Below are 23,919 nucleotides of genomic sequence, written 5' to 3' on the forward strand. Positions count from 1 at the left end.
CTAGCGGGAGACGAGGTTCCATCCGGTGTCGGTGTTGGTGGCACCGGATGCCCCCTCCGCATCCGGTGCCACGCACACCCCCCTCGGGGATTCGAACGCGTTCAAAATCTTGCCAGAACTGTAGAGGGTCGGGTTGAACATGTTCAACTCCAATTCGTGGGAGGCTGGTCACATGATCGGTTCAGGACAGGCCACCATTCGGCGCGGCGGAGTGCGGGACGCCGAGTCCGTCGCCGGACTGCACGCCCACAGCTGGCGCACCGCCTACCGGGGGATCGTCCCGGAGGAGGCGCTCGGCGACGGCATGGTCGCCCAGCGGCGGGAGCTGTGGAGCCTGCGCCTGGACGCGGACTACGGCGAGCCGGAGCACACGCCCGAGCTGCTGATCGCCGAACTGGACGGGGAGACGGCCGGGTTCGTCTACCTCGTCCCGCAACCGGACGGCCGGGTGCTGATCGACAACCTGCACGTGCGCCCGGGCCTGACCGGCGGTGGCATCGGCCGCGCGTTGGTGGCCGCGGCCCGCGCTTACGTCGCCGAGCGGCACCCCGGGGCGGAACTCTTCCTGGAGGTGCTGCGCGACAACACCCGTGCGATCGCCTTCTACGAGCGCGAGGGCGCCGTGCGGGTCCGGGCGCAGGAGGGTGTCTTCCCGGGCGGCTTCCTGGTGCCCGAGTACGTGTACGCCTGGCCTGCTGGGTCGGTGTCGTAGGTCGGTTGCCGGTCGGTGCTTCCGGCCGGGGGCGTGGTGAGTCGGTCGAGGTTCGGTGGAAGTCGGCGGGAGCCGTGGGTCAGTCGAAGTCGTAGACGGTCACCGGCACCCCGCGTGCCGTCAGTCGGGCGGTGACCAGCGGCTCGACCTTCTGCCAGCGCCCGCCCGCCAGGCCACAGCCGATCCGCGGCATGTGGACGGAGGCGCCGAGTTCGAGCGCGCGGTCGCCCAGCGCGGCGAGCCCGGCGTCGATCGCCTCGTACCGCACCGGCACCCCGGTGGAGCGCCCGGTCCGGATGCCGCGCTGGCCGACCAGGTTGGCCACCCAGAGGTACGGCCCGACCCGCACCAACTGCAGGGCGCCAAGCCCGAAGTCGTTCTTCGCCCGCTCCCGGTGCCAGCGTCGGAACGCGGCCTCGGGCTCGGGCCAGCGTCTGGAGAGCGCGAGCACGAAGCCCTTTCCCCAGCCGCCGAGGTCGTTGCAGACGTGCGCGATCACCTTCACGCCCTTCCCGAGGGGCGCGGTGGCATCGCCTCGGACGTAGGTGATTTCCGCCATGACTCGAAGTTAGACGGTGGCACTGACAATCGGCTCGGCATTTTTCGCCGCCCCGGCGGGCGAGGACGGACGGGCCCGCAGGTGCCGCCGTCCGGTCAGCGCGATCAGCAGCGCGAGTGCGGCGGCCGCGGCGGGCAGCGCGTAGCCGGTGCCGGGTGCGGTGCGCTCGGCGACGGTGCCGGCCAGCGCCGCCCCGGCCGAGATGCCGACCACGATGCCGGACACCGCCAGCGCCATGCCCTCGTTGAACTGCCGCTGCGGCAGCAGCTCCTGCACCAGCGTCATCCCGGTCACCATGGTCGGCGCGGTGGCGGTGCCGGCCGCGAACAGTACGGCGCCGAGCACCCCGAGCCCGGCCCCGCCCAGCCCGGCAGCGAGCGGCAGCAGCAGCACTCCGGCCATCGCCGACGCCCCGAGCAGGAAGCGCGTGCGGGCCGCCCGGCGCGGGGTCAGCAGCCCGAACACCAGCCCCGCCGCGCAGGACCCGCCCGCGACCAGGCCCAGCAGCGCGCCGCCCGCCGCCTTGTGGCCGAGCGCGTCGGCGTACGCGACGGTGGTGATCTCGGTGGCGCCGAAGACCACGCCGGTCGCGAGGAAGGTCAGCACCAGCACCCGCAGGCCGGGCACCCGCAGCGGGGAGTCGCGCCGCCGAACGGCCCGGGCGGCCCCCTCCGCCGGGGCGGGCGGCAGCGGCGGTTCGGTGCGCCGCTGGGCGGCGAAGAGCAGGGAGCCGGCGGTGCCGACCGTCCCGGCCGTGACCAGCCCGGCCTCCGGGGCGAGGCTCGTGCAGAGCAGCATCGCGAGCACCGGCCCGGCCATGAAGCAGAGTTCGTCCAGCGCCTGCTCGAAGGAGTTGGCCAGGTGCCGGGCGCCCGGGTCGTCGCGGTGCAGGTGCGCCCAGCGGGACCGGGCCATGCCGCCGAGGTTGGGCGCGGCCGCGCCGGCCGCCCAACAGGCGTACAGCGTCCAGTCCGGGGCGTCGAAGCGGACGCAGAGCAGCAGCCCGGTGAGCGGGACGACGTTGTACAGCGCGGCCGGCACCGTCACCCGCGCCTGCCCGTACCGGTCCACCAGCCGGCCGATCAGCGGCATCCCGATCGCGCCGGTGACCAGCCCGGCCGCCGACACCGTCCCGGCCAGCCCGTAGGAGCCGCGCCGCTCGGAGAGCAGCACCACCAGTGAGACGCCGGTCATCGACAGCGCGAGCCGGCCGAGCAGCCCGGCCAGGGTGAAGGCGACGGCGCCGGGGGCCGCGAACAGTCGCCGGTAGGAGGCGAGGAGGGCAGGCGAGGGCATCGGGCTCCTGGCGAGGAAGAAGGGGATGCACCCAGCCTCGTCGCGGGGGCGGACCGCCGTCCAACACCTGTTCCGCCGCATTGACAACGCCTTGTTGTCAATGAGCGTGGGCGAGCCGTGCCACCGCTGCCGCTCCGCCGCCACCGCTGCCGCTCCGCCGCTGCCCGGCCGAGCCGTCGGACCGCGTTGTTACTCTGCCGCCCATGCCCCGCGACCTGCACCCCCGTCTGCTCCGCGGCTTCGTCGCGACCGCCGAGACCCTGCACTTCGGCCGGGCCGCCGAGCGGTTGCACATCGCCCAGCAGGCGCTGAGCCGGGACGTCCGGAGCCTGGAGGGACTGCTGGGGGAGGCGCTGTTCACCCGCACCACCCGCAGCGTCGACCTCACCCCGGCCGGGCGGCGGCTGCTGCCCAGGGCCCGCCGGCTGCTCGCCGTGCACGACGAGATCCTCGCCGGGGCCGCCTCCGGTGCCGGAGCCGCCGCCCGGCCGCTGCTGCTCGACCTCAACAGCGACGTCACCGGCCCCGACCTCACCGCCGACCGGGTGCTCGAACGGGCCCGCGCCGCCTGGCCCGAGGGCGAGTTGCTGGCCCGCTTCCACGGCGGTCTCGCCGCGGCCGCCGCCGAACTGCTGGCCCACCGGCTGGACGCCTCCTTCGGCCGCTTCGCCGGGCTGCCCGCTCCGCTGCGCGCCCAACTCGTGCAGCTGCCGGTGCGGTTGGAGCGGGTCTCGGTGATGATGGCGGACACCCACCCGCTGGCCGGCCGCCCGGCGCTGCGCCCGGCCGACCTCGCCGGGCACCCGGTGGACATCTGCGCGGGGAACCCGGCCACCACCGAGTGGGCCGACCTCGGCGCCCGGCTGCTGCGCGAGCACGGTCTGACGGCGGCCGACCCGTACGTCCCGCCGGTGGGCGTGGACGAGACCGCGCGCTACCTCGCCCGGCACGGCGATCCGATGCTGACCACGGTCGGCGGGCCGAGGATCCCGGGGACAGTCAACGTGCCCCTGGTGGAGCCGGTGCCGTTGAGCCTGGTCAGCCTGGTGCACCGGCCCGGCGAGCGCCATCCGGGGCTGCGCGCGCTGGCCGCCGCGGCCGCCCGGCTGGGCGCCGCCGAGGGCTGGCTGCGCCGCCCGCCGGGCAGCTGGCTGCCGGACGCGGACGCCGCACTGCTCCCGGGCGCGGGTGCGACGCCGCTGCCGTGACCGGAGCCGGGGACCGCGCCGTCGGCGCCGACCGGGCGCGGGGGCACGCCGAACCGCCCCTGCCCCGGGGGGACGGGCAGGGGCGGTGCTCACGGGGGGCGGGCTCGGGCCCGCCCGGTTGCGGCCCGGGTCAGCCGGCCTTGACGGCGGAGATGTCGAAGCTGAGCTTGACCTTCTCGCCGATCAGCACGCCACCGGTCTCCAGCGCCGCGTTGTAGGTCAGGCCGAACTCGGTGCGGTCGACGACGGCCTTGCCCTCGAAGCCGACCCGCTGGGCGCCGTAGGCGTCGGTGGCGCTGCCGGTGTACTCCAGGTCCAGGACGACCGGCCGGGTGGTGCCCTTGATGGTGAGGTCGCCGGTCATCCGGTACGCGTGGTCGCCGAGCGGCTCGGCGGAGGTGCTGCGGAAGCGGATCTCCGGGTGGGTCTCCGCGGCGAAGAAGTCGCCGGTGCGCAGGTGCTCGTCGCGCTGGGCCTGGTTGGTGTCGACGCTGGCGACCTTGATCACCAGGTCGGCCGAGGAGTTGGCCGGGACGCTTCCGTCCAGGTGCAGTGTGCCGTCGTACTCGGTGAAGCGGCCCTTGACGTTGGTCACCATCGCGTGGCGGACGGAGAAGCCGATCTCGCTGTGCGCGGCGTCGATCGTCCAGTCGCCGGTGAGGTGGGCGAGGTCGGGGCCGGCCGGGGTCTGGACGGCGGTGGTGGCGGCGACGGCGGTGGTGGCGGCGACGGCGGTCTTGGTGCGGTTGAAAAGGCCCATGGCTCCTCCTCGGGTCCGAAGCCATTTGTTTAGGCTTCAACTTGTTGGTCCCAGCGTAGGCCTTCTTCGTTCAACTTTCAACCACCTTCGTCGAGCTTCCCCCGAACGGCTCAGCGGACCCGCCCTGTCGGACCTCCCGACTAGGCTGCGAAGAACGGTTCCACCCGCCCGGAAGGCCCCCGATGTTCGTCCTGCACGCGCTCTGGCGGACGGACGGGCAGCTGGCGCTCTGGGCCGAGGACGCCCGCGCCCACCCCGGCGCCGCCGAACCGCAGCCCGACCGGCCGGCCCCGCGCGCCCATCCCCACGCCTGCCCGGCCGCCGAGCTGGCCGCCCTGCTCGGCGGCATCGGCCCGGGCCTCGGCTGGCTCGCCGGCCAGGCCTCCGAGCGCTGGGCCACCCTGCTGCTGCCCACCGTCGGCGCCGCCCCCGCACCCTCGCCCGACCTGCCGGTCACCCCTCCGCGCGGCGGTGCGGTGCTCACCCCCTGGCGGGTGCCGGCCCTGCTCTTCGACGCCGCGGCCGCCGCCCAGCTGCTCGGCGAGGTCTTCGATCCGCACTGGGCCGTCACCGGCGCCGAGCTCCCGGGCACCGGGCGCGTCGAGGTCGTCCACGGCCCCGCGCTGCGCTGGCTCACCGGGGTGCACGACCTCGCCTGGCGGACGGTCGGCCGCGGCCGGGTGCTCCCCGTGCCCGTGTCGGCCGACGGCGGCCCGCAGGCCCGCTGGCGGCCCGACCTCACCGCGGCCGGGCGCCGCGAGGCCGCCGCACTGGCGGCGGGCTGCCCGCCCGTCCTGCTGGGTGAGTGGCCGCACGGCGCCGGTACCGGGGAGGCGCTGCTGGAGGCCGCGCTCGGCGCGCTGACGGATGCCGAGGCCCGGGCCGCCCTCGCCGACACGGCCTTCCCGCCGCCCGGGGAGGCCGCCGCCGAACGCTGGCTGCACGCCCTCACCACCCCCGACGGCGGCGTCCGCGACGTCCCGCCCGAGGACTTCGCCGAGCTGCGCCGCCGGGTCGCCGCCTGGTACGCGGCCGCCGAGCCCACCGATCCCGCGCTGCGGCTTTGCTTCCGGCTGGTCGAGCCGCTCGGCCCCGACCCCGAGGACCCGGAGGGCCGCCCCTCCGACGACGCCTGGCAGCTGGAGTTCCTGCTCCAGGCCGTGGACGAGCCGTCCCTGCTGGTCCGCGCCGCCGACCTGCACGAGGGCGGCGCCGCGTACGCCGCCCTCGCCCGCAAGACCGCCGACCCCGCCGACGTCCTGGTCGCCGAACTCGCCCGCGCCGCCCACCGCTGGCCGGCCCTGGACGGGCTGCGCCACCGCTCCCGCCCGTCCGTCCTGCCGCTCGACCGGGCGGGCGCCCTGGACTTTCTGCGCACCGCCGCGCCCGTCCTCGCCGAAGGCGGCTTCGGGGTGCTGCTGCCCGCCTGGTGGCGCCGGCGGCCCCGGCTCGGCCTCGCCCTGCGCGCCACCACCCCGCCCGCGCCCGGCTCGCTCGCGGTCACCAGCCAGGTGGACCGGGACGCCGTGGTCGCCTTCCGCTGGCAGGCTGCGCTCGGCCCGGACGGCCCCCCGCTCACCGAGCGGGAACTGGCCGAACTGGCCGCCGCCAAGCAGGGGCTGGTCCGGGTGCGCGGCACCTGGCTGGAGGCCGACCCGGCACAGATCGCCGCCGCGCTGGCCTTCCTGGCCGACCGGCGCGACGGCGTGCTCGCCGCCGCCGACCTGCTGCGGCTCGCCCTCGACCCGCAGGCCTCGGTCGCCGGGCTGCCCGTCACCTCCGTCCACGCGGACGGCCCGCTCGGTGACCTCCTCGCCGGACGCACCGACGCCGTACCGGCCCCGGTGCTGCCGCCGGACTTCCGGGCCGTGCTGCGCCCGTACCAGGAACGCGGACTGGCCTGGCTGCAGATGATGTCCGGGCTCGGCCTCGGGGCCGTGCTGGCCGACGACATGGGCCTCGGAAAGACCGTCCAGACCCTCGCCCTCCTCGCTGCCGAACGGGCCGCCCAAGCCTCCGAACGGGCCGCCCGAGCGCCCGGAACAGCCGGAGCGACCGGAGCGCCCGGAGCGCCCGGCCCGACCCTGCTGGTCTGCCCGATGTCCCTGGTCGGCAACTGGCAGCGCGAGGCCGAGCGCTTCGCGCCCGCCCTGCGGCGGTATGTCCACCACGGCGCCGGCCGGCTCGGCGCGGCGCAACTCGCCGAAGCCGTACGGGAGTGCGACCTCGTCATCACCACCTACGGGCTGGTCCAGCGCGACCTCGCCGCCCTGCGGGCGATCCGCTGGCGCCGGGTGGTCGCCGACGAGGCCCAGCACATCAAGAACACCGGCACCGCGCAGTCCCGGGCGATCCGCGCGCTGCCCGTCACCCGGCACCGGATCGCCCTCACCGGGACACCGGTGGAGAACCGGCTCTCCGAACTGCACGCCGTCCTGGACTTCGCCAATCCCGGCCTGCTCGGCCCCGCCGAGCGCTTCAAGGAGCGCTACGCGATCCCGGTCGAACTGCACCGCAGCGCCGACCGGACCGCCGAACTCCGGCGCCGCACCGCCCCGTTCGTGCTGCGCCGGGTCAAGTCCGATCCGGCGGTGGCGGCCGATCTGCCCGCCAAGCAGGAGATGACGGTCTGGTGCAACCTGACCGCCGAGCAGGCGGGCCTCTACCAGGCCGTGGTCGCCGACCTGCTGCGGCGGGTCGAGGGGATCCGGGGCGTCGAGCGGCGCGGCACGGTGCTGGCCGCCATCGGCAAGCTCAAGCAGGTCTGCAACCACCCGGCCCAACTGCTGCACGACGGATCGGCGTTGGGCGAACGCTCGGGCAAGGTCGCCCGGCTGGCCGAGTTGCTGGAGGAGGCGCTGGCCGAAGGGGACCGGACGCTGGTCTTCACCCAGTACGCCGAGTTCGGCGCGATGCTCCGTCCGTACCTGGAGCGCCGGCTCGGCGAGGAGGTGCTCTACCTGCACGGCGGCGTGCCCCGGGCGCGCCGCGAGGAGCTGGTCGAGCGCTTCCAGTCCCCGGACGGCCCACGGGTGTTCCTGCTCTCCCTGCGGGCCGGCGGCACCGGCCTCAACCTGACCGCCGCCAACCAGGTGATCCACCTGGACCGTTGGTGGAACCCGGCGGTCGAGGAGCAGGCCACCGACCGCGCCTTCCGGATCGGCCAGCGCCGGGACGTCCAGGTCCGCCGCCTGGTCTGCGTCGGGACGGTCGAGGAGCGGATCGACGAGATCCTCGCCACCAAGCGCTCGTTGGCCGACGCGGTGGTGGGGGAGGGCGAGCACTGGCTCACCGAGCTGCCGGTCGACGCCCTGCGCGAGCTGGTCGCCCTCACCCGGGAGGACGCCGTCGCCGAGGACACCGACGCCGCCGGGGACGCCCACGCATCCGTGGACACCGACGCCGCCGGGGACGCCCACGCATCCGTGGACACCGACGCCGCCGGGGACGCCCACGCATCCGTGGACGCGGCCGACGATGCCGTGGACACCGCCGAGGAGGACGCATGACCGACCAGCCGAAGCCGAAGCCCGAGACGGTCACCGTCGCCGCCTACTGGCGCGGCGACTTCACCCTGAGCCCCGACACGCCGGAGGAGGAGCCGGACGAACCCTCGCTGCACCGCCTCGGCCGCTCCGGCATCACCGCGTACGGCCGCGACCTCGCCACCGTGCTGGCCCCCGCCTACGAGGCCTTCCGCGGCTGACGGCCCGCCACTACCGTGCGGTAGCGTCCCGGGGGTGACCGAGACTTCCGACCACCGGTCGGCCGACCCGTCGTCGGCCGACCCCCGCCTCGCCGACTTCGAGCAGCACCGCCGGATGGTGTTCGGCATCGCCTACCGGATGCTCGGCAGCGTCGCCGACGCCGAGGACCTGGTCCAGGACACCTGGCTGCGCTGGAGCCGGGTGACCGGCCCGGTCGCCAGCCCCGGCGGCTTCCTGGCCCGTACGGTCACCAACCTCGCCCTCAACCGGCTGGACTCGGCCGCCGTCCGCCGCGAGGCCTACGTCGGCCCGTGGCTGCCCGAGCCGCTGGTCACCGAGCCGGACGCGACCGACGGCGTCGAGCGCGCCGAGACCGTCTCCTTCGCCCTGATGGTGGTGCTGGAGAGCCTGTCCCCGCTGGAACGGGCGGTGTTCGTCCTCAAGGAGGCCTTCGGCTTCTCCTACCAGGAGATCGGCGAGGCGCTGGACCGCACCGAGGCCGCCTGCCGCCAGGTCGGCAGCCGGGCCCGGGCGCACGTCCGCGCCCGCCGGCCCCGCTACGACGCCCCGCCCGAGCTGCGCCGCCGCGCCACCGACGAGTTCCTGGCGGCCTGCGTCGGCGGCGACCTCAACCGGATGCTCGAACTGCTCGCCCCCGAGGTCACCACCTGGAGCGACGGCGGCGGAGTGATCCGCGCCGCGCTGCGCCCGGTCACCGGCGCGGAGAACGTCGCCCGCTTCACCCTCGGTGTGATCCGTCAGCTGGGCGAGGGCGCCGACGTCCACCCCGTCCTGGTCAACGGTGAGCCCGGCCTGGTGATCACCGTGGACGGCGCGGTGGACTCGGTCTCGGTGCTCGACTTCGTGGCGGGGCCGGACGGCACGCTCCTGATCTCCGCGATCCGCGCCGTCCGCAACCCGCACAAGCTCAACCACCTCGCCCTGCCCGGTGGCGGCACCGGCCCCGGCACCGCCGCCCCCGAGCGGGCTTGACCCTCGACCAGGTCGAGCCCGCAGAGTCATCGGCATGGAGAGCGAGCTGCACAGCATCGGCGAGCTGGCCCGCGCCAGCGGCCTGGGCGTCGGCACCCTGCGCTACTACGACGGCGCCGAGGTGCTCACCCCCGCCTGGGTCGACCCGCAGACCGGCTACCGCTGGTACCGGTCCGGCCAGCTCGCCGACGCCCGGCTGCTGGCCCGGCTGCGCCGGGTCGGCCTGCCGCTGGCCGGCATCCGCGCCGTGCTCGGCGCCGCGCCCGGCAGTGGCGAGGCCCGCCGGGTGCTCGACGCCCATCTGCGGAGGCTGGAGGACGGCCTCTCGGACGCGCGCCGCGAACTCTCCCTGATCCGCTCGATGATCGACCAGAGGGAGCAACCGATGACCACCAGCCCGCACCCCGCCGACCCGCACGGCACCGCCTCGCACCTCACCGTCCGGGCCGAGGACCTGGCCGCCGCCCTGGACGCGGTCCGCTTCGCGGTCAGCGGCGACCCGGAGCTGCCCTCCCTCGCCGGGGTGCTGTTCGAACCGGACGGCCCGGTGCTGCGCCTGGTCGCCACCGACCGCTACCGGATGGCCTTCGCCGAAGCGCCCGCCACCGGCTCCACCGGCTCCACCGCTGCCGCGCCCGAATCGCCGGCGGCCGGCACGATCGTCCCGGCACCGCTGGTGGACGCCCTGCGCGCCCTGCTCGGCCCGGGGGCCGCCGAGGTCAGGCTCACCCTCGGCGGCGGTCTGGTGCGCGCCGAGACCGGCGGGCACCGGATCGAGGGCACCGCCCTGGACTTCGACTACCCCGACCACCGGGCCGTCAGCAGGCTCGAACCCGAGCACCGGATCAGCCTCCCCGCCGCCGAACTGCGCGCCGCCGTCGAGTCCGGCGCCACCCGCACCCTGCCCTCCGGCCCGCACGGCGCGGACTGCGAGGTCACCGTCCTCACCCTGACCGAGGACGGCCGACTGGCCGTCACCGCCGACCCTGGCCCGGAGGACCTCCGACTGGCCGTCAACCGGGACTTCCTCCTCGACGCCCTCGACGCCGGCCGCCCCGGACAGCTCGTCCTCGAACTCGGCGGCCCCATCGCCCCCCTGGCCATCCGCACCCCGGGCCGGACGGGCACCTTCTCGGTCCTGATGCCCATCCGCCTGCCCGAACCCGTCTGAACCGACCCGTCTGAGCCGACCCGCCGGCCCGACCCGCGGGCCCGACCCGCCGGCCCGACCCGCCGGCACGGTCAGGCCCCCGCCCCCGCCCTACCGGCGCGGTCCCTGCGAGGATCGCGGGCATGACCCGGCGCACGAGCGAGCACGCGAACGAGCACACGACCGGGAGCGGTGACCGCTCCCGGTCCGAGGCCCACCTGGTCCCCGCCCCCGGCGGGGGCAGGCTGTGGGCGGAGCGCAGCGGCTCCGGCAGCCCGGTGGTGCTGCTGCACGGCTCCGGGATGGACTCCCGGCTGTGGGACGCCGTCCTTCCGGAGCTCGCCCGCCACCACGACGTGGTCCGCTACGACGCCCGGGGCCTCGGCCGGTCCACCGAGCCGCAGCGGCCGTTCGACGACGTCGAGGACCTGCGCGCCGTGCTGGACCACTTCGGCCTGGCGAGCGCCGCGCTGGTCGGGCTCAGCATGGGCGGGGAGACCGCGCTGGACTTCGCGCTCGCCCACCCCGCGCGGGTCACCGCCCTCGCCCTGGTCGGCGCCTCGGTCAGCGGCCACCACTGGCCGGCCGCGCCGGAGACCGTCGCCTACGCCGAGGCCCGCCGCCGGGGCGACGCCCCGGCGCTGGCCGCGCTGGAGCTGTCCGTCTGGGCCGCGATGGGCCGCACGGCACCGGGCGGTGAGCTGATCGCGGCGATGGTCGAGGAGAACGCGGCGCGCCGGATCGTCAGCGAGCACCACCTCGCCGGCGCCCCCGTCCGGGCGGCCGAACCCCGCCTCGGCGAGGTCGCCGTCCCCACCCTGGTCGTGCACGGCGACCGGGACCACCCGGAGATCGCGGCGATCGCGGCACGCCTCGCCGCCGACATCCCCGCCGCCCGGGCCCACCGCGTCCCGGCCGCCGACCACTACCTCCCGCTGCGCACCCCCGAACGGTTCACCGCCCTGCTGCTCGCCCACCTGGCGGCCTGAGCGCGCCCGCCGCCGCGCCCGCCGCCCGCGCCACGTTTGCTGCCGCTAGCACCCTGCTTGCATTTGCAAGCGGGGTGCTGCAGGCTGTCCGCATGGCCTCACTCAACGTCGGCTCGCTGGGCGAGTACATCCGGGAGCAGCGGCGCAACGCGCAGTACTCGTTGCGGCAGCTGGCGGAGGCCGCCGGCGTGTCCAACCCGTACCTCAGCCAGATCGAGCGCGGGTTGCGCAAGCCGAGTGCCGAGATCCTCCAGCAGATCGCCAAGGCGCTGCGGATCTCGGCGGAGACGCTGTACGTCCAGGCCGGGATCCTGGAGGAGCGGCGGGGCGATGGCCTGGAGCTGCGGGCCTCGATCCTGGCCGATCCGCTGATCAACGAGCAGCAGAAGCAGGCGCTGCTCGCGGTCTACGACGCCTTCCTCAAGGAGAACGCCGCCCCGGCCCCGGGTGCGACGACCGACGCCTCAGCCATCCAGAACACCCACCGGGAGGACCGGTAACCATGCCCATCACCGACGAGATCAAGAAGACCCTCAGCGACCCGACCCCGCTGTACGCCCTGGCCGGCGCCGGGGACCTCGCGTACGAGAAGCTGCGCGAGGTGCCGGGCAAGGTCGAGGCGCTGACGGCGGACCGCAAGGGCGCGCAGGAGAAGGCCACCGCCCGGCTGCAGGAGGCGCAGTCGCTGCTGGTCGCCGCCCCGGCCAAGGTCGGCGAGGCCGTCACGGCGCTGCCCACCGACCTCAAGGCGCTGCAGGAGCGGGCCCAGGGCTTCGCGCTGCAGCAGGTCGGCCGCGCGGTCGAGCTGGCGGTGAAGGCCAAGGAGGCGTACGACGAGCTGGCCGAGCGCGGCAAGGTCGTGGTGGAGAAGGCCCGCCCGGGCACTGCCGCCGGGACCGAGCCGGTCCGGGTCGAGCGGGTCGGGTCCGTGCCCGCCGAGTCCGAGCCGGTCGAGGCCGAGCTGGTGCGGGACGCCGACACCGGAGTCGCCCCCGCACCCGCGCCGAAGAAGTCCGCCCGGACCCGGAAGGACGGCTCCGCCGGCACGGAGTGAATGTCGTCCCCCCGACGGGGGCACGACCCAGGACCACGGGACGTTGACACCGGTGCCGACGGCCGTCGTGCCAGGATGGGCGGCGATCGAAGCGCCGCACGCGAGAGACAGAGGAGATCGTGATGGTCGGAGTGCTCCAGATTCTGGCCTTTTCCTACCTGAATCCGATCTGGTGGGCGACGATCGCCATCCTGGCCTACAAGCTGTTCGCCCTGGTCGACGCGGCCACCCGCCGGGAGGACGCGTACCGGGCGGCGGACAAGAAGACCAAGGGGTTCTGGGTCGCGATCCTCGCGATCTCCTTCGGTTGGGACTTCCTGTTCGGGGTGAACTTCTTCACCGGCATCGGCACCCTGGCCGGTCTGGTCGCCTCGATCGTCTACGTCGTGGACGTCCGCCCGGCGATCCGGGCGCTGACCGGTGGCGGCGGCCGGAGCAACACCGGCCCGTACGGGCCCTGGTAGGCCCGACAGCGGACAGCGCGACGGCCCGGACGGGGAGTTCACCCGCCCGGGCCGTCGCGCTGTCCGCACCGCGTCAGCCGCGAACCGTCAGGCACAGCCCCTCAGCCCCGAACCGCCAGTCACAGCCCGCCAGTCACAGCCCGTCAGCCCCGGCCCGTCAGTCGCGGACCGTCGGCCGGGGGTCAACCGAGGATCAGCTGCACCGGGTTGCGCTCCAGCAGCAGTACCGCGACGTCGTCGGTCAGCGCCCCGCCGTTCAGCTCCTCGACCTCGGCGATGGCGCTGTCGACCAGCCGCCCCCGGGTCAGCCCGGCGGCCTGGTGGTCGCCGATCAGGTCGGCGAGCCCGTCCTGGCCCAGACGGCGGGAACCGGCCCCGACCCGCCCCTCGATCAGCCCGTCCGTGTACAGCAACAGCCGCCAGCCGGGCGGGAGTTCGATCCGGTGCGCGGGCCAGGCGGCCTGCCCGTCGTGGCAGGGCAGCAGGCCGAGCGCGGGCCCGGCGAGGTCGGAGGGCAGGGTGACCGGCGCGTGGTCGCGGCCGAGCAGCATCGGGGCGGGGTGCCCGGCGAGGTAGAGCTCGGCCTGCTCACTCCTGCCGAGCGAGTCGAGGTCGCTGTCGGCGCCGCCGGGCCGGATGACGACCATGCAGAGCGTCGCGAAGATCTCGTCGCTGCGCCGCTCGTGCTCCAGCACGTGCTGGAGGGTGGTCAGCAGGGCCTCGCCGGTGAGGCCCGCGAAGACCAGGGTGCGCCACGCTATGCGGAGCGCGACGCCGAGCGCGGCCTCGTCCGGGCCGTGGCCGCAGACGTCGCCGATCACGACGTGGACGGTGCCGTCGTCGGTGCGCACGGCGTCGTAGAAGTCGCCGCCGAGCAGGGCGCGGCGGCGGCCGGGGCGGTAGCGCCGGGTGAAGGAGAGGCCGGCGCCGTCCAGCAGCGGGGTGGGCAGCAGGTGGCGCTGGAGGCGGGCGTTCTCCTGGCCGCGCAACTCGGCCTCGACGAGGCGGCGCTGGGACTCGTCGGCCCGCTTGCGCTCGACGGCGTAGCGCAGGGCGCGGGCCAGCAGCGGGCCGTCCGTCTCGTGCTTGATCAGGAAGTCCTGGGCGCCGGCGGCGACGGCGGCCGCGCCGAGTTCGGCTCCGGCGGCGTCGGTGAGCACCACGACGGGGATGTGCGGAGCCCGGCGGAGCAGTTCGTGCAGGCCCTCCAGGCCGTCGGAGGAGTCGGAGGGGTGCGGCAGGTCGGCGGGCGCGGCGAGGTCGAGCAGCACGCAGCCGAACTCGGTGCCGCGGGAGCGTCCGCGCCGGGCCGGGGGAGGGGCCAGCAGCGCGGTGGCCTGGTCGAGGCCGCGGGCCCAGTGGATCTCGATCGAGGTGCCGCTGTCGGCCACCGCGGCCTTGATCAACTGGGCGTCCGAGAGGTCGTCCTCGATGACCAGCAGCCGCAGCGGTGCGTCGCCGTCGGCGGGGGCGTCCGGGCCGGGTGCGGACGGGACCGCGGAGATGTGCGAGGGGTGGGCCGCGTGCGCCGCCCGCGCGGCCTGCGAGCGGGGGTGGGGTATCGGGGGAGCCGCCGTCGCCGGGCCGGTCGTGACCGGGCGGCTGCGGGCACGGCCGACCGGGGCGCCGTCGTGGGCGCCCGACAGGTTCGCGGCACCAGGTGCCCGCCCGTCTCCCGTTGCGGGCATCGGTGGTTCCTCCCTTTCCCCGACTGCGTAACGGTCGACGTCCGTCCGCAGTGCCCGCCTGGCACCGTGCGTCGGGGAACTTCTCGCGACCATAACGTGATCTCCGGGGATTTCTCTGGCCGACCGGCGCCGTTGTGGTTATTGCCACGCCGGTGGCGGTGTGGTGATCGGACTCGGACGACGGCTCGGATACCCGGCCCGGCAGCTGCCGGGAGGGGCGGAAACGGGGGCAGATGATGGTGACGCGGATCACCCTGGTCGAGGGTGACATCACGGAACAGCAGGTGGACGTGGTGGTGAACGCCGCCAACTCCTCCCTGCTGGGCGGCGGCGGGGTGGACGGCGCGGTCCACCGCAAGGGCGGGCCGCAGATCCTGGAGGAGTGCCGTCGGCTGCGCGCCTCGCACTGGGGCAAGGGACTGCCCACCGGGCGCGCGGTGGCGACGACGGCCGGACGGCTGCCGGCCCGGTGGGTGGTGCACACCGTCGGGCCGGTCTACCGGTCGGAGGAGTACGGGGAGCGGGCGGAGCTGCTGGCCTCCTGCTATCGCGAGTCGCTGCGCGTCGCGGCCGGGCTGGGCGCGCGCACGGTGGCCTTCCCGGCCGTGTCGGCCGGGATCTACGGCTGGCCGCCGGCGGACGCGGCCCGGATCGCGCTGGGCACCGTCGCCGAGGTGCTGAACGGCGGTGACGCGGCGGCGGGCGCGGCGCTGACGGAGGTGCGGTTCGTGCTGTTCGGGTCGGAGGTGTACGGGGTGTTCGAGGCGGCCCGACGGGAGCTGCTCGGGCAGGAGGGCTGACGGCCGACGGTTGGGCGTGGTGCGGACCGAGCGGCGTGTGGTGTCGCCGCTCGGTCGCCTCCATCGTGGCGTGACGAGGCGTCAACACGCCAGAGATATTCGATAACTCGTTCGAGTGAATGCATCGGATCGCTCACCAGCTCCCGCCCGCCCCGCCCGCCCGCCCGGCCGGACGACGTCGGCTGCTACGTGGCCGCGACCCAACCCGGGAGGTTCGGCAGTACGGCCTCGGCGACCCGCTGGACGACCGCGTCGTCGACCTGCCCGCCGTCCGGACGGAACACCGTGATCTCGAACGCCCGCCCGCCCGGGTCCTTGGCGTTCTTCGCGATGACGAGGTTCCGCGTCCTGGGGCTGTCTTCGCTGCTCCGGTGCGTGCCGAACAGCGTGATCGTCCGCCCCGAGACGGTCGCCGCGGGGTGGCCGAGGACGGTGACCGGGGTGGCGCCGGGCCACGTTCCGTCGCGCATCGACCAGGCCGAGTGGTCGCTCTCCGAAAGGGTCACGACGGTGTCGTCGAGCCGGACCTCCGCCATGAGCCGCGTGTCGTCCTTGAACCTGTACAGGCCCCGTCCGGCCGTCGAGACCCGGTCGTCCGGCGTGCCGAGCAGCGCCGGCAGGTCGGGCCGGTTGAGCGCGGCGCAGAACGCCGCGTAGTCCTTGGGGTCGTCCGTCCCGGCCGGCGAGCAGACGGCGTTCGTCCGCTCGGGCTTGACGAGGGCCATCCCGACCACGAGGCCGCCGGCCAGCACCAGCATGGCCGTCGCCGCGGCGAGCACCTTGGTGTTCAGCCCGCCGGTCTCCGCGGGCGTGCTCTCGCCCGCCCCCTCGCTGGTCTCCGAAACCGCCCCCTCGCCGGTCTCCGCGACCGCCCCCGCGCCGGTCTCCGCGACCGTCCCCTCGGCGGTCTCCGCCGCCGCCCCCGCGCTCGTCTCCATCCCCGGACCGTCCCCCCGTCCCGCCGGTCCCCGACCGTTCGAGCACCCCGTAAGCGGAGGTGATCTTACGACGCCGCGTTCCGGCAGCCGCCGCCGAGGGCCCTACGGCGCGAGCGCCGACCAGGGCACCGTGACCTCGCCCTGCCGCCACCGCCCGCGCGCGTCCACCAGCGGCCAGCTGCCGGCCAGCGCCGTGCAGGCGGCCACCCAGCGCTGCCGCGCGCCGAACGCCCCGTACGGAGCGGCCGCCGCCCAGGCCCGGTCGAAGTCGGTCAGGAACGCGTGCACCGGCCGGCCCGGCACGTTGTGGTGGATCAGCGCCTTGGGCAGCCGCTCGGCGAGGTCGGAGGGCTGCACCAGGCCGCCGAGCCGGGCCGCGAAGGTCACCGTCCGGGGGCCCTCCGGGCCGAGCGCGACCCAGACGTGCCGCCGCCCGATCTCGTCGCAGGTGCCCTCGACCAGCAGCCCGTCGGGGGCGAGCCGCGCGCACAGCCGCTCCCAGACCCCGGCCACCGCCGCCTCGTCGTACTGGCGCAGCACGTTCGCCGCCCGGATCAGCTGGGCGGGCGCGCCGCCGTCCAGCGGCACCTCGAAGCCGCCGCGCCGGAAGGTGAGCAGCGGCGGCTCGGCGTACGGCAGCGCGGCCGCGACCCGCTCCGGCTCGATCTCGATCCCGACCACCCGGACGTCCGGCCGCACCGCGCGCAGCCGCGCCGCGAGCTCGACGGCCGTCCAGGGCGCGGCGCCGTAGCCGAGGTCGACCGCCACCGGCGGCCGCCCGGCCGCCCGCAGCGCCCGGCCGAGGGTGTGGGCGATCCAGCGGTCCATCCGGCGCAGCCGGTTCGTGTTGGTGGTGCCCCGGGTGACGGTCCCCACCGGGCGCCCGCTCCGGCCACGGGAGGGCGCGGCGGAGCCGGGGTCGAAGGAGGCGGTCATGTCCAGAAGGGTAGTCGGGGAGTCGGCGGCACCGTTGTGACCTGGGGCGATGGTGGTCGCTGCGGCTCGTGGGCCGGGCGGGGAATGCCGGACGCCGTTCGTGTGGTTGGCACACTGGTGGTGATGTGTGCCCGGACGGGGCAGCGCACACCGGACAACGGGCGGCCCGACGCGGACCGCCTCGACGGGCCGCACAGAGGAGGCTTCAGCCAGGTGATCCAGCACCCCGTCCGTTCGGTACGCCGTGCCCAGCCCGCCGTACCCGCGCGCGGGCGACTCCAGTCGCTCGTCCCGGGCCGTCGCCGCCCGCGCCGGATAGCCATGCTGAGCGTGCACACCTCGCCGCTGCACCAGCCCGGCACCGGGGACGCCGGCGGGATGAACGTCTACATCGTCGAGCTGGCCAAGCGCCTGGCCGACCTCAACATCGAGGTCGAGGTGTTCACCCGGGCGATCTGCTCGGACGACGCCCCGACCGTCGAGCTGGCCCCGGGCGTGCTGGTCCGGCACGTCACCGCCGGTCCGTACGAGGGACTGGTCAAGGAGGACCTGCCGGCCCAGCTGTGCGCCTTCACCCACGGGGTGCTGCGCACCGAGGCGGGCCACCGGCCCGGCCACTACGACCTGGTGCACTCGCACTACTGGCTCTCCGGGCAGGTCGGCTGGCTGGCCGCGCAGCGCTGGGGGGTGCCGCTGGTGCACACCATGCACACCATGGCGAAGGTCAAGAACGCCGCGCTGGCCGAGGGCGACACGCCCGAGCCCGCGGCCCGGGTGATCGGCGAGACCCAGGTGGTGGAGGCGGCCGACCGCCTGATCGCCAACACCACCGAGGAGGCCGCCGAGCTGGCGCTGCACTACGCCGCCCGGCCGGACCAGCTGGCCGTCGTCCACCCCGGGGTCAACCTGGACGTCTTCCGCCCGGGCGCGGAGCGGGCGCCGTCCGCCGCCCGGGCCCGGCTCGGCCTGCCGCAGGACGCCGCCGTGCTGCTCTTCGCCGGCCGGATCCAGCCGCTCAAGGCCCCGGACGTGCTGCTGCGGGCGGTCGCCGCCCTGCTGGCCCGCCGCCCGGAGCTGCGCGAGCGCCTGGTGGTGCCGGTGGTCGGCGGCCCGTCCGGGACGGGGCTGGCCCGGCCGGAGAGCCTGCACAAGCTCGCCGCCCAGCTCGGCATCTCCGACGTGGTGCGCTTCCACCCGCCGGTCGGCCAGGACCGGCTCGCGGACTGGTACCGCGCGGCGACGGCCCTGGTGATGCCCTCGTACAGCGAGTCCTTCGGCCTGGTCGCGCTGGAGGCGCAGGCCTGCGGCACGCCGGTGGTGGCGGCCGCGGTCGGCGGCCTGCCGGTCGCGGTGCGGGACGGCGAGACCGGCACCCTGGTGCGCGGCCACGACCCGCTGGAGTGGTCGCACGCGCTGGAGCCGTACGTCACCGATCCGGAGCTGGTGGCCCGGCGCGGCGCGGCGGCGGCCCGGCACGCGGCGGGCTTCGGCTGGGACGCCTCGGCGGCGAGCACCGCCGAGGTGTACGCCGGCAGCCTGGCCCGCCCGGCCGGTCGCCTGGCCACCGCCCGGCGCCGGCTCGGCTGAGGCCACCGCCCGGCGCCGGCTGCGCTGAGGCCGCCTCGGCCGGCCGCCAGGGGCTGCGCCCGCCCGGTACCGACGAGTAACGTCAGCCCCATGGCAATCCGCACCAAGGACGAGGCCCTGACCCTCCTGCGCACCGCCCTGGACGACGCCGGGGTGGCCTGGGAGCCGGCCGCCGCCGACCCGCACACACTGGTGGCGACCCTCCCGGGCACCCGGAAGCTGAGCACCACCTGCGCCCTGCGGGTCGGGGACCACACGCTGTCGGTGAACGCCTTCGTGATCCGCCGCCCGGACGAGAACCACGAGGGCGTCTACCGCTGGCTGCTGGAGCGCAACACCAGGCTGTACGGCGTGGCGTACGCGGTCGACGCGCTCGGCGACGTCTACCTGGCCGGCCGGCTGCCGCTGGAGGCGCTCACCCCGGAGGTCGTGGACCGGCTGCTCGGGACGGTGCTGGAGAACGCCGACGCGCCGTTCAACACCTTGCTGGAGCTGGGCTTCGCCTCGGCGATCCGGCGCGAGTGGGAGTGGCGGACCAAGCGCGGGGAGTCCACCCGCAACCTGGCCGCCTTCGCTCATCTGGCCGCCCCGGAGGTCGGCGGATCACCGGCCGCCGGCTGACCGGCCGACTGGCCCCGACCCGAACCGTTCAGGCGCCGGTCGGGGTCTTCTCGGCTGCCGTTCCGGGCGCCGGCACCGCGATGGCGGACCCGGACCCGGACCCGGCCCCGGCGTCGGCCCGGGCGACGGACCGCTTCCCCAGCACCGCGTACCCGACCGCGGCGACCGTGCCGCACACCCCGCACGCGCCCCATAGCACCCCGCCGCCGGCGTGCTCCAGCACCACACCGCCCACGGCCGGGCCGAGGAACAGGGCGAGCGACCAGGAGAGCGAGTAGAGGCCCTGGTAGCGGCCGCGGGCATGGGTCGGGGAGAGCTCTGCGACGAGCCCCATCAGAGTCGGCGTGTAGCCGATCTCCCCGATCGTCCAGACCGCCACGGAGCCGGCGTAGAACCACGCCGACCCCCCGGCCAGGGCCGTCAGCCCGAAGCCCCAGCCGATCAGCAGCGCTGCGGCCGCCAGCATGACCGTTCGGCTGCGGCCTTCGACCCACCGGGTGAGCGGGATCTGCAGCAGCACGATCAGCAGCCCGTTCAGGCCGATCACCAGGCCGTACTCGGCGGAGGTGATCCCCCGCTCGCCCATGGCCACCGGGAGCGTGGTGGAGGCCTGCTGCATGACCAGGGCGAGCAGCAGGGTGAGCCCGACCACTGCCATGAAGCGGCTGTCGCGGAGCACCGCGCCGAGGCCGACCGCCGGTTCGTCCGGCCGCGCCGCCGTGGTGTCGGGCCTGGTCTCCGGGATCCTGACGAAGATCACCACCGCGCAGAGCGCCGTGGAGAGCGCGTCCAGCAGGAAGAGCGTGAGGTAGCCGTAGGTGGCGATCAGGCCTGCGACGGCCGAGGAGAGGCCGAAGCCCAGGTTGATCGCCCAGAAGTTCAGCGAGTACGCACGGACGCGGTCGGCGGGCGGGACGATGTCCGCGATGATCGCCGAGATGGGCGGCCGGGTGGCGTTGTTGCAGAAGCCGGCCAGGAAGGCCACCACGGCGATCGCCACCTGGCCGTCCGTGAAGCCGAGGACCGCGGTGCACAGGGCGGTGCCGAGCTGCGCGCCGACCAGGGTCGGCCGACGGCCGACCCGGTCGGTCAGGATGCCGGCGACGATCGACGAGATCGCCGCGCCGAGCCCGAACAGGGAGGCGACCAGGCCGGCGTAGGAAGCCGAGTACCCCCGGTCGCCGGTGAGGTAGAGCGCCAGGAAGGTGACCACGAACGCACCGAGCCGGTTGACCAGGGTCGAGACCCAGAGCCACCAGAACCGGGACGGCAGCCCGCCCGCCGTCTCCTGGAGCATTCTTCGGAAGCGGACGGCGTCGGGCATGTGGGACTCCCCCGGGGCGAGCGTCCGCTGAGCGGCGAGGGCAGGCCCGATCAGCCGACGCATGTAAGCAGCATCTGAGCGGAGCACACATTACCCAGCGGTCGTAGGTCCCCACCAGGGGTTTTCGGGCCCTCCACTAAGCTGGGGCGCATGGCTGACACGACGTACCGACTCATCCTGCTCCGTCACGGCGAGAGCCAGTGGAACCAGAAGAACCTGTTCACCGGTTGGGTCGACGTCGACCTCAACGAGAAGGGTGAGAAGGAGGCCGCCCGTGGTGGCGAGCTCCTGGCCGCCGAGGGTCTGCTGCCCGACGTGCTGCACACCTCGCTGCTGCGCCGCGCCATCCGCACCTCGCAGATCGCCCTGGACAAGGCCGACCGCCACTGGATCCCGGTCAGCCGCAGCTGGCGCCTGAACGAGCGGCACTACGGCGCGCTGCAGGGCAAGGACAAGGCCCAGACCCTGGCCGAGTTCGGCGAGGAGCAGTTCCAGCTGTGGCGCCGTTCCTACGACACCCCGCCGCCGGTGCTGGCCGACGACGCCGAGTACTCGCAGGCCGGTGACGCCCGCTACGCCGAGATCCCGAGCGAGCTGCGTCCGCGCACCGAGTGCCTGAAGGACGTCGTCGACCGGATGCTCCCGTACTGGTACGACGCCATCGTCCCGGACCTCGCCGCCGGCCGGACGGTCCTGGTCACCGCCCACGGCAACAGCCTGCGCGCGCTGGTCAAGCACCTCGACGGCATCTCCGACGAGGCCATCGCCGGCCTGAACATCCCGACCGGCATCCCGCTGGTCTACGAGCTGGACGCCGACTTCAAGCCCGTCACCCCCGGCGGCCGCTACCTCGACCCGGAAGCCGCCGCCGCGGCCATCGAGGCGGTCAAGAACCAGGGCAAGAAGTAACCAGCCTGGCGATACGGCCCCTGACCTGTGCGTATGGCGCAGATCAGGGGCCGTCGTCATTCCCGGGCCGTCTGTGGGCCGTCAGCCTTCGTGATCTTGGGGCGCGAAGACCCCTTCGATCGCCTTCCGCGCCCGGTGCCGGCTGTCCGGCATCAGGTGCGCGTACACCCGCAGCGTCAGCCCCGGATCGGCGTGGGCCAGGTACTCGCTGACGGCCTTGATGCTCTCCCCGGCGTCCAGCAGGACCGACGCGAAGAAGTGCCGGAGCGCGTGCATGCCGTGCTCCCGGGCGGACGCGTAGGACTCGCCCTTGCCCGGCTTCGGGATGACCCCGGCGGCGGCGAGTGCGGGCTTCCAGTAGTCCTCGTTGAGCATGCCGCGCCAGACGATCGAGTCGGACTGGCTGGTGAAGAGCAGACGCTTCGTGACCGGCGGGCCGCCCACCTTCATCCACGGCAGCGTGATCTCCACCGGCGGGAACCGCTCCATGTGGGCCTTGAGCGCGTCGGCCACCGGCCGGGGGAGCGGTACGCTCCGGAGCGTCCCGCCCTTTGGCGGCGCGAACACCGGCTTGCTCCGGCTCAGCTTGAGCTGCTGCGTGACGTGCATCGTGCTGGCGTCGAAGTCGAGCGCGTCCACGGCCAGGCCCAGAATCTCGCCCTGCCGCAGCCCGCAGCCGGCGCCGACGTCCACCGTCGCCCGGTACCGCTCGGTCATGGCCTCCCGGACAGCGAACACCCGCTCCGGCTCCCACGGCACGACCCGCCGGGACCCGACGACCGGCGGGCGCACGGTCTGCGCGGCGCACGGGTTCCGGAGCAGGATGCCGTCGTCCACGGCCGCGCTCAGCACGGCCCGCACGTTGGAGAAGATGACCCGGGCGTACGACCCCGACATCCCGGAGGTCTCCAGCTCGGCCACGAACTCCCGGATGTGGCTCGGCTGGAACGACGTGAGCGGCCGGACGCCGATCCGGGGGAAGGCGTGTCGTCGGAGCTGCGACTGCATCGAGGCCTGGGTGTTGGGGTCGCTGGTCTGGCTCCTCAGCCAGTGCTCGGCGAACTCCTGGAAGGTGGTCTTCGCCGTGGCCGGGTCGAGGTACTGGCCGCGCGACATGTCGGCCTCGATCCGGGCCAGCCACTCCTCCGCCTGCCGCTTCTGCCGGTCGGGGAAGCTCTTGCTCTTCTCGGTGCCGTCCGGGGCCACGTAGCGGGCCCGGTACCGCTTGCCGGTGCCGTAGCGGTCGGTGCGGACGCGCCGCGGCTTGCCGTCCGGGCCGTTCTCGGTCTTGTACCAGCGGTCTTGGATGTGTCCGGCCATGGGGCCGCTCCTTGGGGCGAGGTGTTGGTGTGGTGGGGCAGGGAGGGAGGCCGCTGGGAGCCTGTGAGGGCGCTTCGGGGCCGTCAGCGGGCATTTCGGGAGTGCCTCCCTGCCTCCCTGGCGACTCCCTGGTGCCGGCCGACGGGGTAGGGCGGTAGGTAGGGAGTCGGTAGGGCGGGCGGTAGGCACGCTCTGACCTGCGGTTCCTACCGCCCTACCGCTGTCCGAGAGGGGGTGCTGGGAGGGGTTGGGGGAGAGGGGTGTCGGTGGCCTTCGGGACGGCCGCCCGGGCGGTGCTGCGAGCGCTCTCGGGGGAGGGCCCCGGGGCCACGGTGGGGCGGCTGTTGGAGGTGGGCTTCGGACCCGCCAGGACGGGCGGGCGGGGACCGTCCGGGCGGGGCCGCCTGCCAGCCCCTGGCGAGGGCCCGTGCTCGGCTGTGTCAGGCGGCCTGCTGGGTCTGGTCGGTGACCCATTGGGCGACGGCGTCGGGGTGGTAGCGGAGGTGTCGGCCGGCGCGGAAGGCGGGCGGGCCGGTGCGCTTGCGGCGCCACTGGTAGACGGTCTCCAGGGGGACGCCGAACATGGCGGCGACGTCCTCGGGGGTGAGGAACCTGGCGGGAAGGGCGACCACGGTGGGTCGCGGGTCGGCCGGGGCGCGGCGGTTGGCCAAGGTGATCTCCTGGGCGGCTGGTTGTGTGGGGCACACAGCGGGCGTCGCGTGTGTCCCTGGGGTCGGGATTTCGGGCTTGGAGTGGGGCTTGGCGTGTGCCCCACACAGGTCACACGGGCAGGTCAGCGGGGTGCGCGCCGCGTGTGGGGCACACGTCGGCGTGTGGGCCTGTGTGGCCCTTCGCGTGTGGTCCTGTGTGGGGCAGGGTGGTTGCGGTGGGTGATGGCGTCAGG

Annotated in this window: 23 protein-coding genes; 14 read left to right on the forward strand and 9 right to left on the reverse strand. The window is 74.9% G+C overall.

The annotated features are described in order from the left end of the window. The first annotated feature begins 172 nt into the window (after window positions 1–172). Window positions 173–712, forward strand: a complete 540-nt coding sequence (locus ACZ6Y7_RS03085) for a GNAT family N-acetyltransferase (RefSeq protein WP_465756111.1) — start codon at window positions 173–175, stop codon at window positions 710–712. A 79-nt stretch (window positions 713–791) separates the two neighbouring features. On the opposite strand, the gene ACZ6Y7_RS03090 is transcribed toward ACZ6Y7_RS03085, so the two are convergent. Then, window positions 792–1,271, reverse strand: a complete 480-nt coding sequence (locus ACZ6Y7_RS03090; protein ID WP_465756112.1) for a macro domain-containing protein — start codon at window positions 1,269–1,271, stop codon at window positions 792–794. 9 nt (window positions 1,272–1,280) lie between these two features. Next, window positions 1,281–2,567, reverse strand: a complete 1,287-nt coding sequence (locus ACZ6Y7_RS03095; RefSeq protein WP_465756113.1) for an MFS transporter — start codon at window positions 2,565–2,567, stop codon at window positions 1,281–1,283. A 203-nt stretch (window positions 2,568–2,770) separates the two neighbouring features. On the opposite strand from ACZ6Y7_RS03095, the gene ACZ6Y7_RS03100 reads away from it, so the two are divergent. After that, window positions 2,771–3,775, forward strand: a complete 1,005-nt coding sequence (locus ACZ6Y7_RS03100; protein WP_465756114.1) for a LysR family transcriptional regulator — start codon at window positions 2,771–2,773, stop codon at window positions 3,773–3,775. 130 nt (window positions 3,776–3,905) lie between these two features. Here ACZ6Y7_RS03100 and ACZ6Y7_RS03105 read toward each other — a convergent pair whose 3' ends face one another. After that, window positions 3,906–4,535 carry a YceI family protein gene (locus ACZ6Y7_RS03105; protein WP_465756115.1) on the reverse strand — a complete coding sequence of 210 codons (630 nt, stop codon included), beginning with the start codon at window positions 4,533–4,535 and terminating at the stop codon, window positions 3,906–3,908. 182 nt (window positions 4,536–4,717) lie between these two features. On the opposite strand from ACZ6Y7_RS03105, the gene ACZ6Y7_RS03110 reads away from it, so the two are divergent. The 8 genes from ACZ6Y7_RS03110 (at window position 4,718) to ACZ6Y7_RS03145 (ending at window position 12,892) form a co-directional block, all read left to right on the forward strand. After that, window positions 4,718–8,044 (forward strand): DEAD/DEAH box helicase, encoded by a 3,327-nt coding sequence (locus ACZ6Y7_RS03110; RefSeq protein ID WP_465756116.1) that lies wholly within the window; start codon window positions 4,718–4,720, stop codon window positions 8,042–8,044. After that, window positions 8,041–8,241, forward strand: a complete 201-nt coding sequence (locus tag ACZ6Y7_RS03115) for a hypothetical protein (protein WP_465756117.1) — start codon at window positions 8,041–8,043, stop codon at window positions 8,239–8,241. The genes ACZ6Y7_RS03110 and ACZ6Y7_RS03115 overlap by 4 nt, the downstream gene beginning before the upstream one ends. 34 nt (window positions 8,242–8,275) lie before the next feature. After that, window positions 8,276–9,235 carry an RNA polymerase sigma factor SigJ gene (gene sigJ / locus ACZ6Y7_RS03120; protein WP_465756118.1) on the forward strand — a complete coding sequence of 320 codons (960 nt, stop codon included), beginning with the start codon at window positions 8,276–8,278 and terminating at the stop codon, window positions 9,233–9,235. 34 nt (window positions 9,236–9,269) lie between these two features. Beyond that, window positions 9,270–10,406 (forward strand): DNA polymerase III subunit beta family protein, encoded by a 1,137-nt coding sequence (locus ACZ6Y7_RS03125; protein WP_465756119.1) that lies wholly within the window; start codon window positions 9,270–9,272, stop codon window positions 10,404–10,406. Between the two features lie 122 nt (window positions 10,407–10,528). Continuing rightward, window positions 10,529–11,374 carry an alpha/beta fold hydrolase gene (locus ACZ6Y7_RS03130; RefSeq protein ID WP_465756120.1) on the forward strand — a complete coding sequence of 282 codons (846 nt, stop codon included), beginning with the start codon at window positions 10,529–10,531 and terminating at the stop codon, window positions 11,372–11,374. Between the two features lie 92 nt (window positions 11,375–11,466). Then, complete coding sequence (locus ACZ6Y7_RS03135; RefSeq protein WP_465756121.1) at window positions 11,467–11,874, forward strand: helix-turn-helix domain-containing protein; 408 nt, start codon at window positions 11,467–11,469, stop codon at window positions 11,872–11,874. Between the two features lie 2 nt (window positions 11,875–11,876). Next, complete coding sequence (locus tag ACZ6Y7_RS03140; RefSeq protein ID WP_465756122.1) at window positions 11,877–12,428, forward strand: hypothetical protein; 552 nt, start codon at window positions 11,877–11,879, stop codon at window positions 12,426–12,428. 122 nt (window positions 12,429–12,550) lie between these two features. Beyond that, window positions 12,551–12,892 carry a DUF2516 family protein gene (locus tag ACZ6Y7_RS03145; protein ID WP_402221792.1) on the forward strand — a complete coding sequence of 114 codons (342 nt, stop codon included), beginning with the start codon at window positions 12,551–12,553 and terminating at the stop codon, window positions 12,890–12,892. A 182-nt stretch (window positions 12,893–13,074) separates the two neighbouring features. Here the strand turns inward: ACZ6Y7_RS03145 and ACZ6Y7_RS03150 are convergent, their stop codons facing one another. After that, window positions 13,075–14,580: a PP2C family protein-serine/threonine phosphatase gene (locus ACZ6Y7_RS03150; protein WP_465756123.1), complete on the reverse strand. Its 1,506-nt coding sequence runs from the start codon at window positions 14,578–14,580 to the stop codon at window positions 13,075–13,077. A gap of 236 nt (window positions 14,581–14,816) precedes the next feature. Between ACZ6Y7_RS03150 and ACZ6Y7_RS03155 the strand changes: the two genes are divergently transcribed. After that, window positions 14,817–15,380 carry an O-acetyl-ADP-ribose deacetylase gene (locus tag ACZ6Y7_RS03155; RefSeq protein ID WP_465756462.1) on the forward strand — a complete coding sequence of 188 codons (564 nt, stop codon included), beginning with the start codon at window positions 14,817–14,819 and terminating at the stop codon, window positions 15,378–15,380. Between the two features lie 185 nt (window positions 15,381–15,565). Here the strand turns inward: ACZ6Y7_RS03155 and ACZ6Y7_RS03160 are convergent, their stop codons facing one another. Together ACZ6Y7_RS03160 and ACZ6Y7_RS03165 are read right to left on the reverse strand one after the other, a co-directional pair. Further along, the gene (locus tag ACZ6Y7_RS03160) at window positions 15,566–16,318 is read right to left on the reverse strand and encodes a DUF6215 domain-containing protein (RefSeq protein ID WP_465756124.1); all 753 of its coding nucleotides are present in this window, start codon (window positions 16,316–16,318) and stop codon (window positions 15,566–15,568) included. Between the two features lie 102 nt (window positions 16,319–16,420). Beyond that, window positions 16,421–17,254, reverse strand: a complete 834-nt coding sequence (locus ACZ6Y7_RS03165) for a methyltransferase domain-containing protein (RefSeq protein ID WP_465756125.1) — start codon at window positions 17,252–17,254, stop codon at window positions 16,421–16,423. 216 nt (window positions 17,255–17,470) lie between these two features. Here ACZ6Y7_RS03165 and mshA point away from each other — a divergent pair, with 216 nt between their 5' ends. Together mshA and ACZ6Y7_RS03175 are read left to right on the forward strand one after the other, a co-directional pair. After that, window positions 17,471–18,841, forward strand: coding sequence for a D-inositol-3-phosphate glycosyltransferase (mshA, locus tag ACZ6Y7_RS03170; RefSeq protein ID WP_465756463.1), 1,371 nt, complete (start codon window positions 17,471–17,473; stop codon window positions 18,839–18,841). Between the two features lie 90 nt (window positions 18,842–18,931). Continuing rightward, window positions 18,932–19,462: a type III secretion system chaperone family protein gene (locus ACZ6Y7_RS03175; RefSeq protein ID WP_465756126.1), complete on the forward strand. Its 531-nt coding sequence runs from the start codon at window positions 18,932–18,934 to the stop codon at window positions 19,460–19,462. Between the two features lie 28 nt (window positions 19,463–19,490). Here ACZ6Y7_RS03175 and ACZ6Y7_RS03180 read toward each other — a convergent pair whose 3' ends face one another. After that, complete coding sequence (locus ACZ6Y7_RS03180) at window positions 19,491–20,849, reverse strand: MDR family MFS transporter (RefSeq protein ID WP_465756127.1); 1,359 nt, start codon at window positions 20,847–20,849, stop codon at window positions 19,491–19,493. Between the two features lie 87 nt (window positions 20,850–20,936). Here ACZ6Y7_RS03180 and ACZ6Y7_RS03185 point away from each other — a divergent pair, with 87 nt between their 5' ends. Next, complete coding sequence (locus ACZ6Y7_RS03185) at window positions 20,937–21,695, forward strand: phosphoglyceromutase (protein ID WP_402221807.1); 759 nt, start codon at window positions 20,937–20,939, stop codon at window positions 21,693–21,695. A gap of 81 nt (window positions 21,696–21,776) precedes the next feature. Here ACZ6Y7_RS03185 and ACZ6Y7_RS03190 read toward each other — a convergent pair whose 3' ends face one another. Both ACZ6Y7_RS03190 and ACZ6Y7_RS03195 read right to left on the reverse strand, forming a co-directional pair. Beyond that, the gene (locus ACZ6Y7_RS03190) at window positions 21,777–23,015 is read right to left on the reverse strand and encodes a tyrosine-type recombinase/integrase (RefSeq protein WP_465756128.1); all 1,239 of its coding nucleotides are present in this window, start codon (window positions 23,013–23,015) and stop codon (window positions 21,777–21,779) included. 440 nt (window positions 23,016–23,455) lie between these two features. Then, entirely contained in the window at window positions 23,456–23,686 is a 231-nt protein-coding gene (locus tag ACZ6Y7_RS03195; protein ID WP_465756129.1) for a helix-turn-helix domain-containing protein, read from the reverse strand. Window positions 23,687–23,919 lie beyond the last annotated feature (233 nt).

This window comes from Kitasatospora sp. NPDC053308, assembly GCF_055585785.1.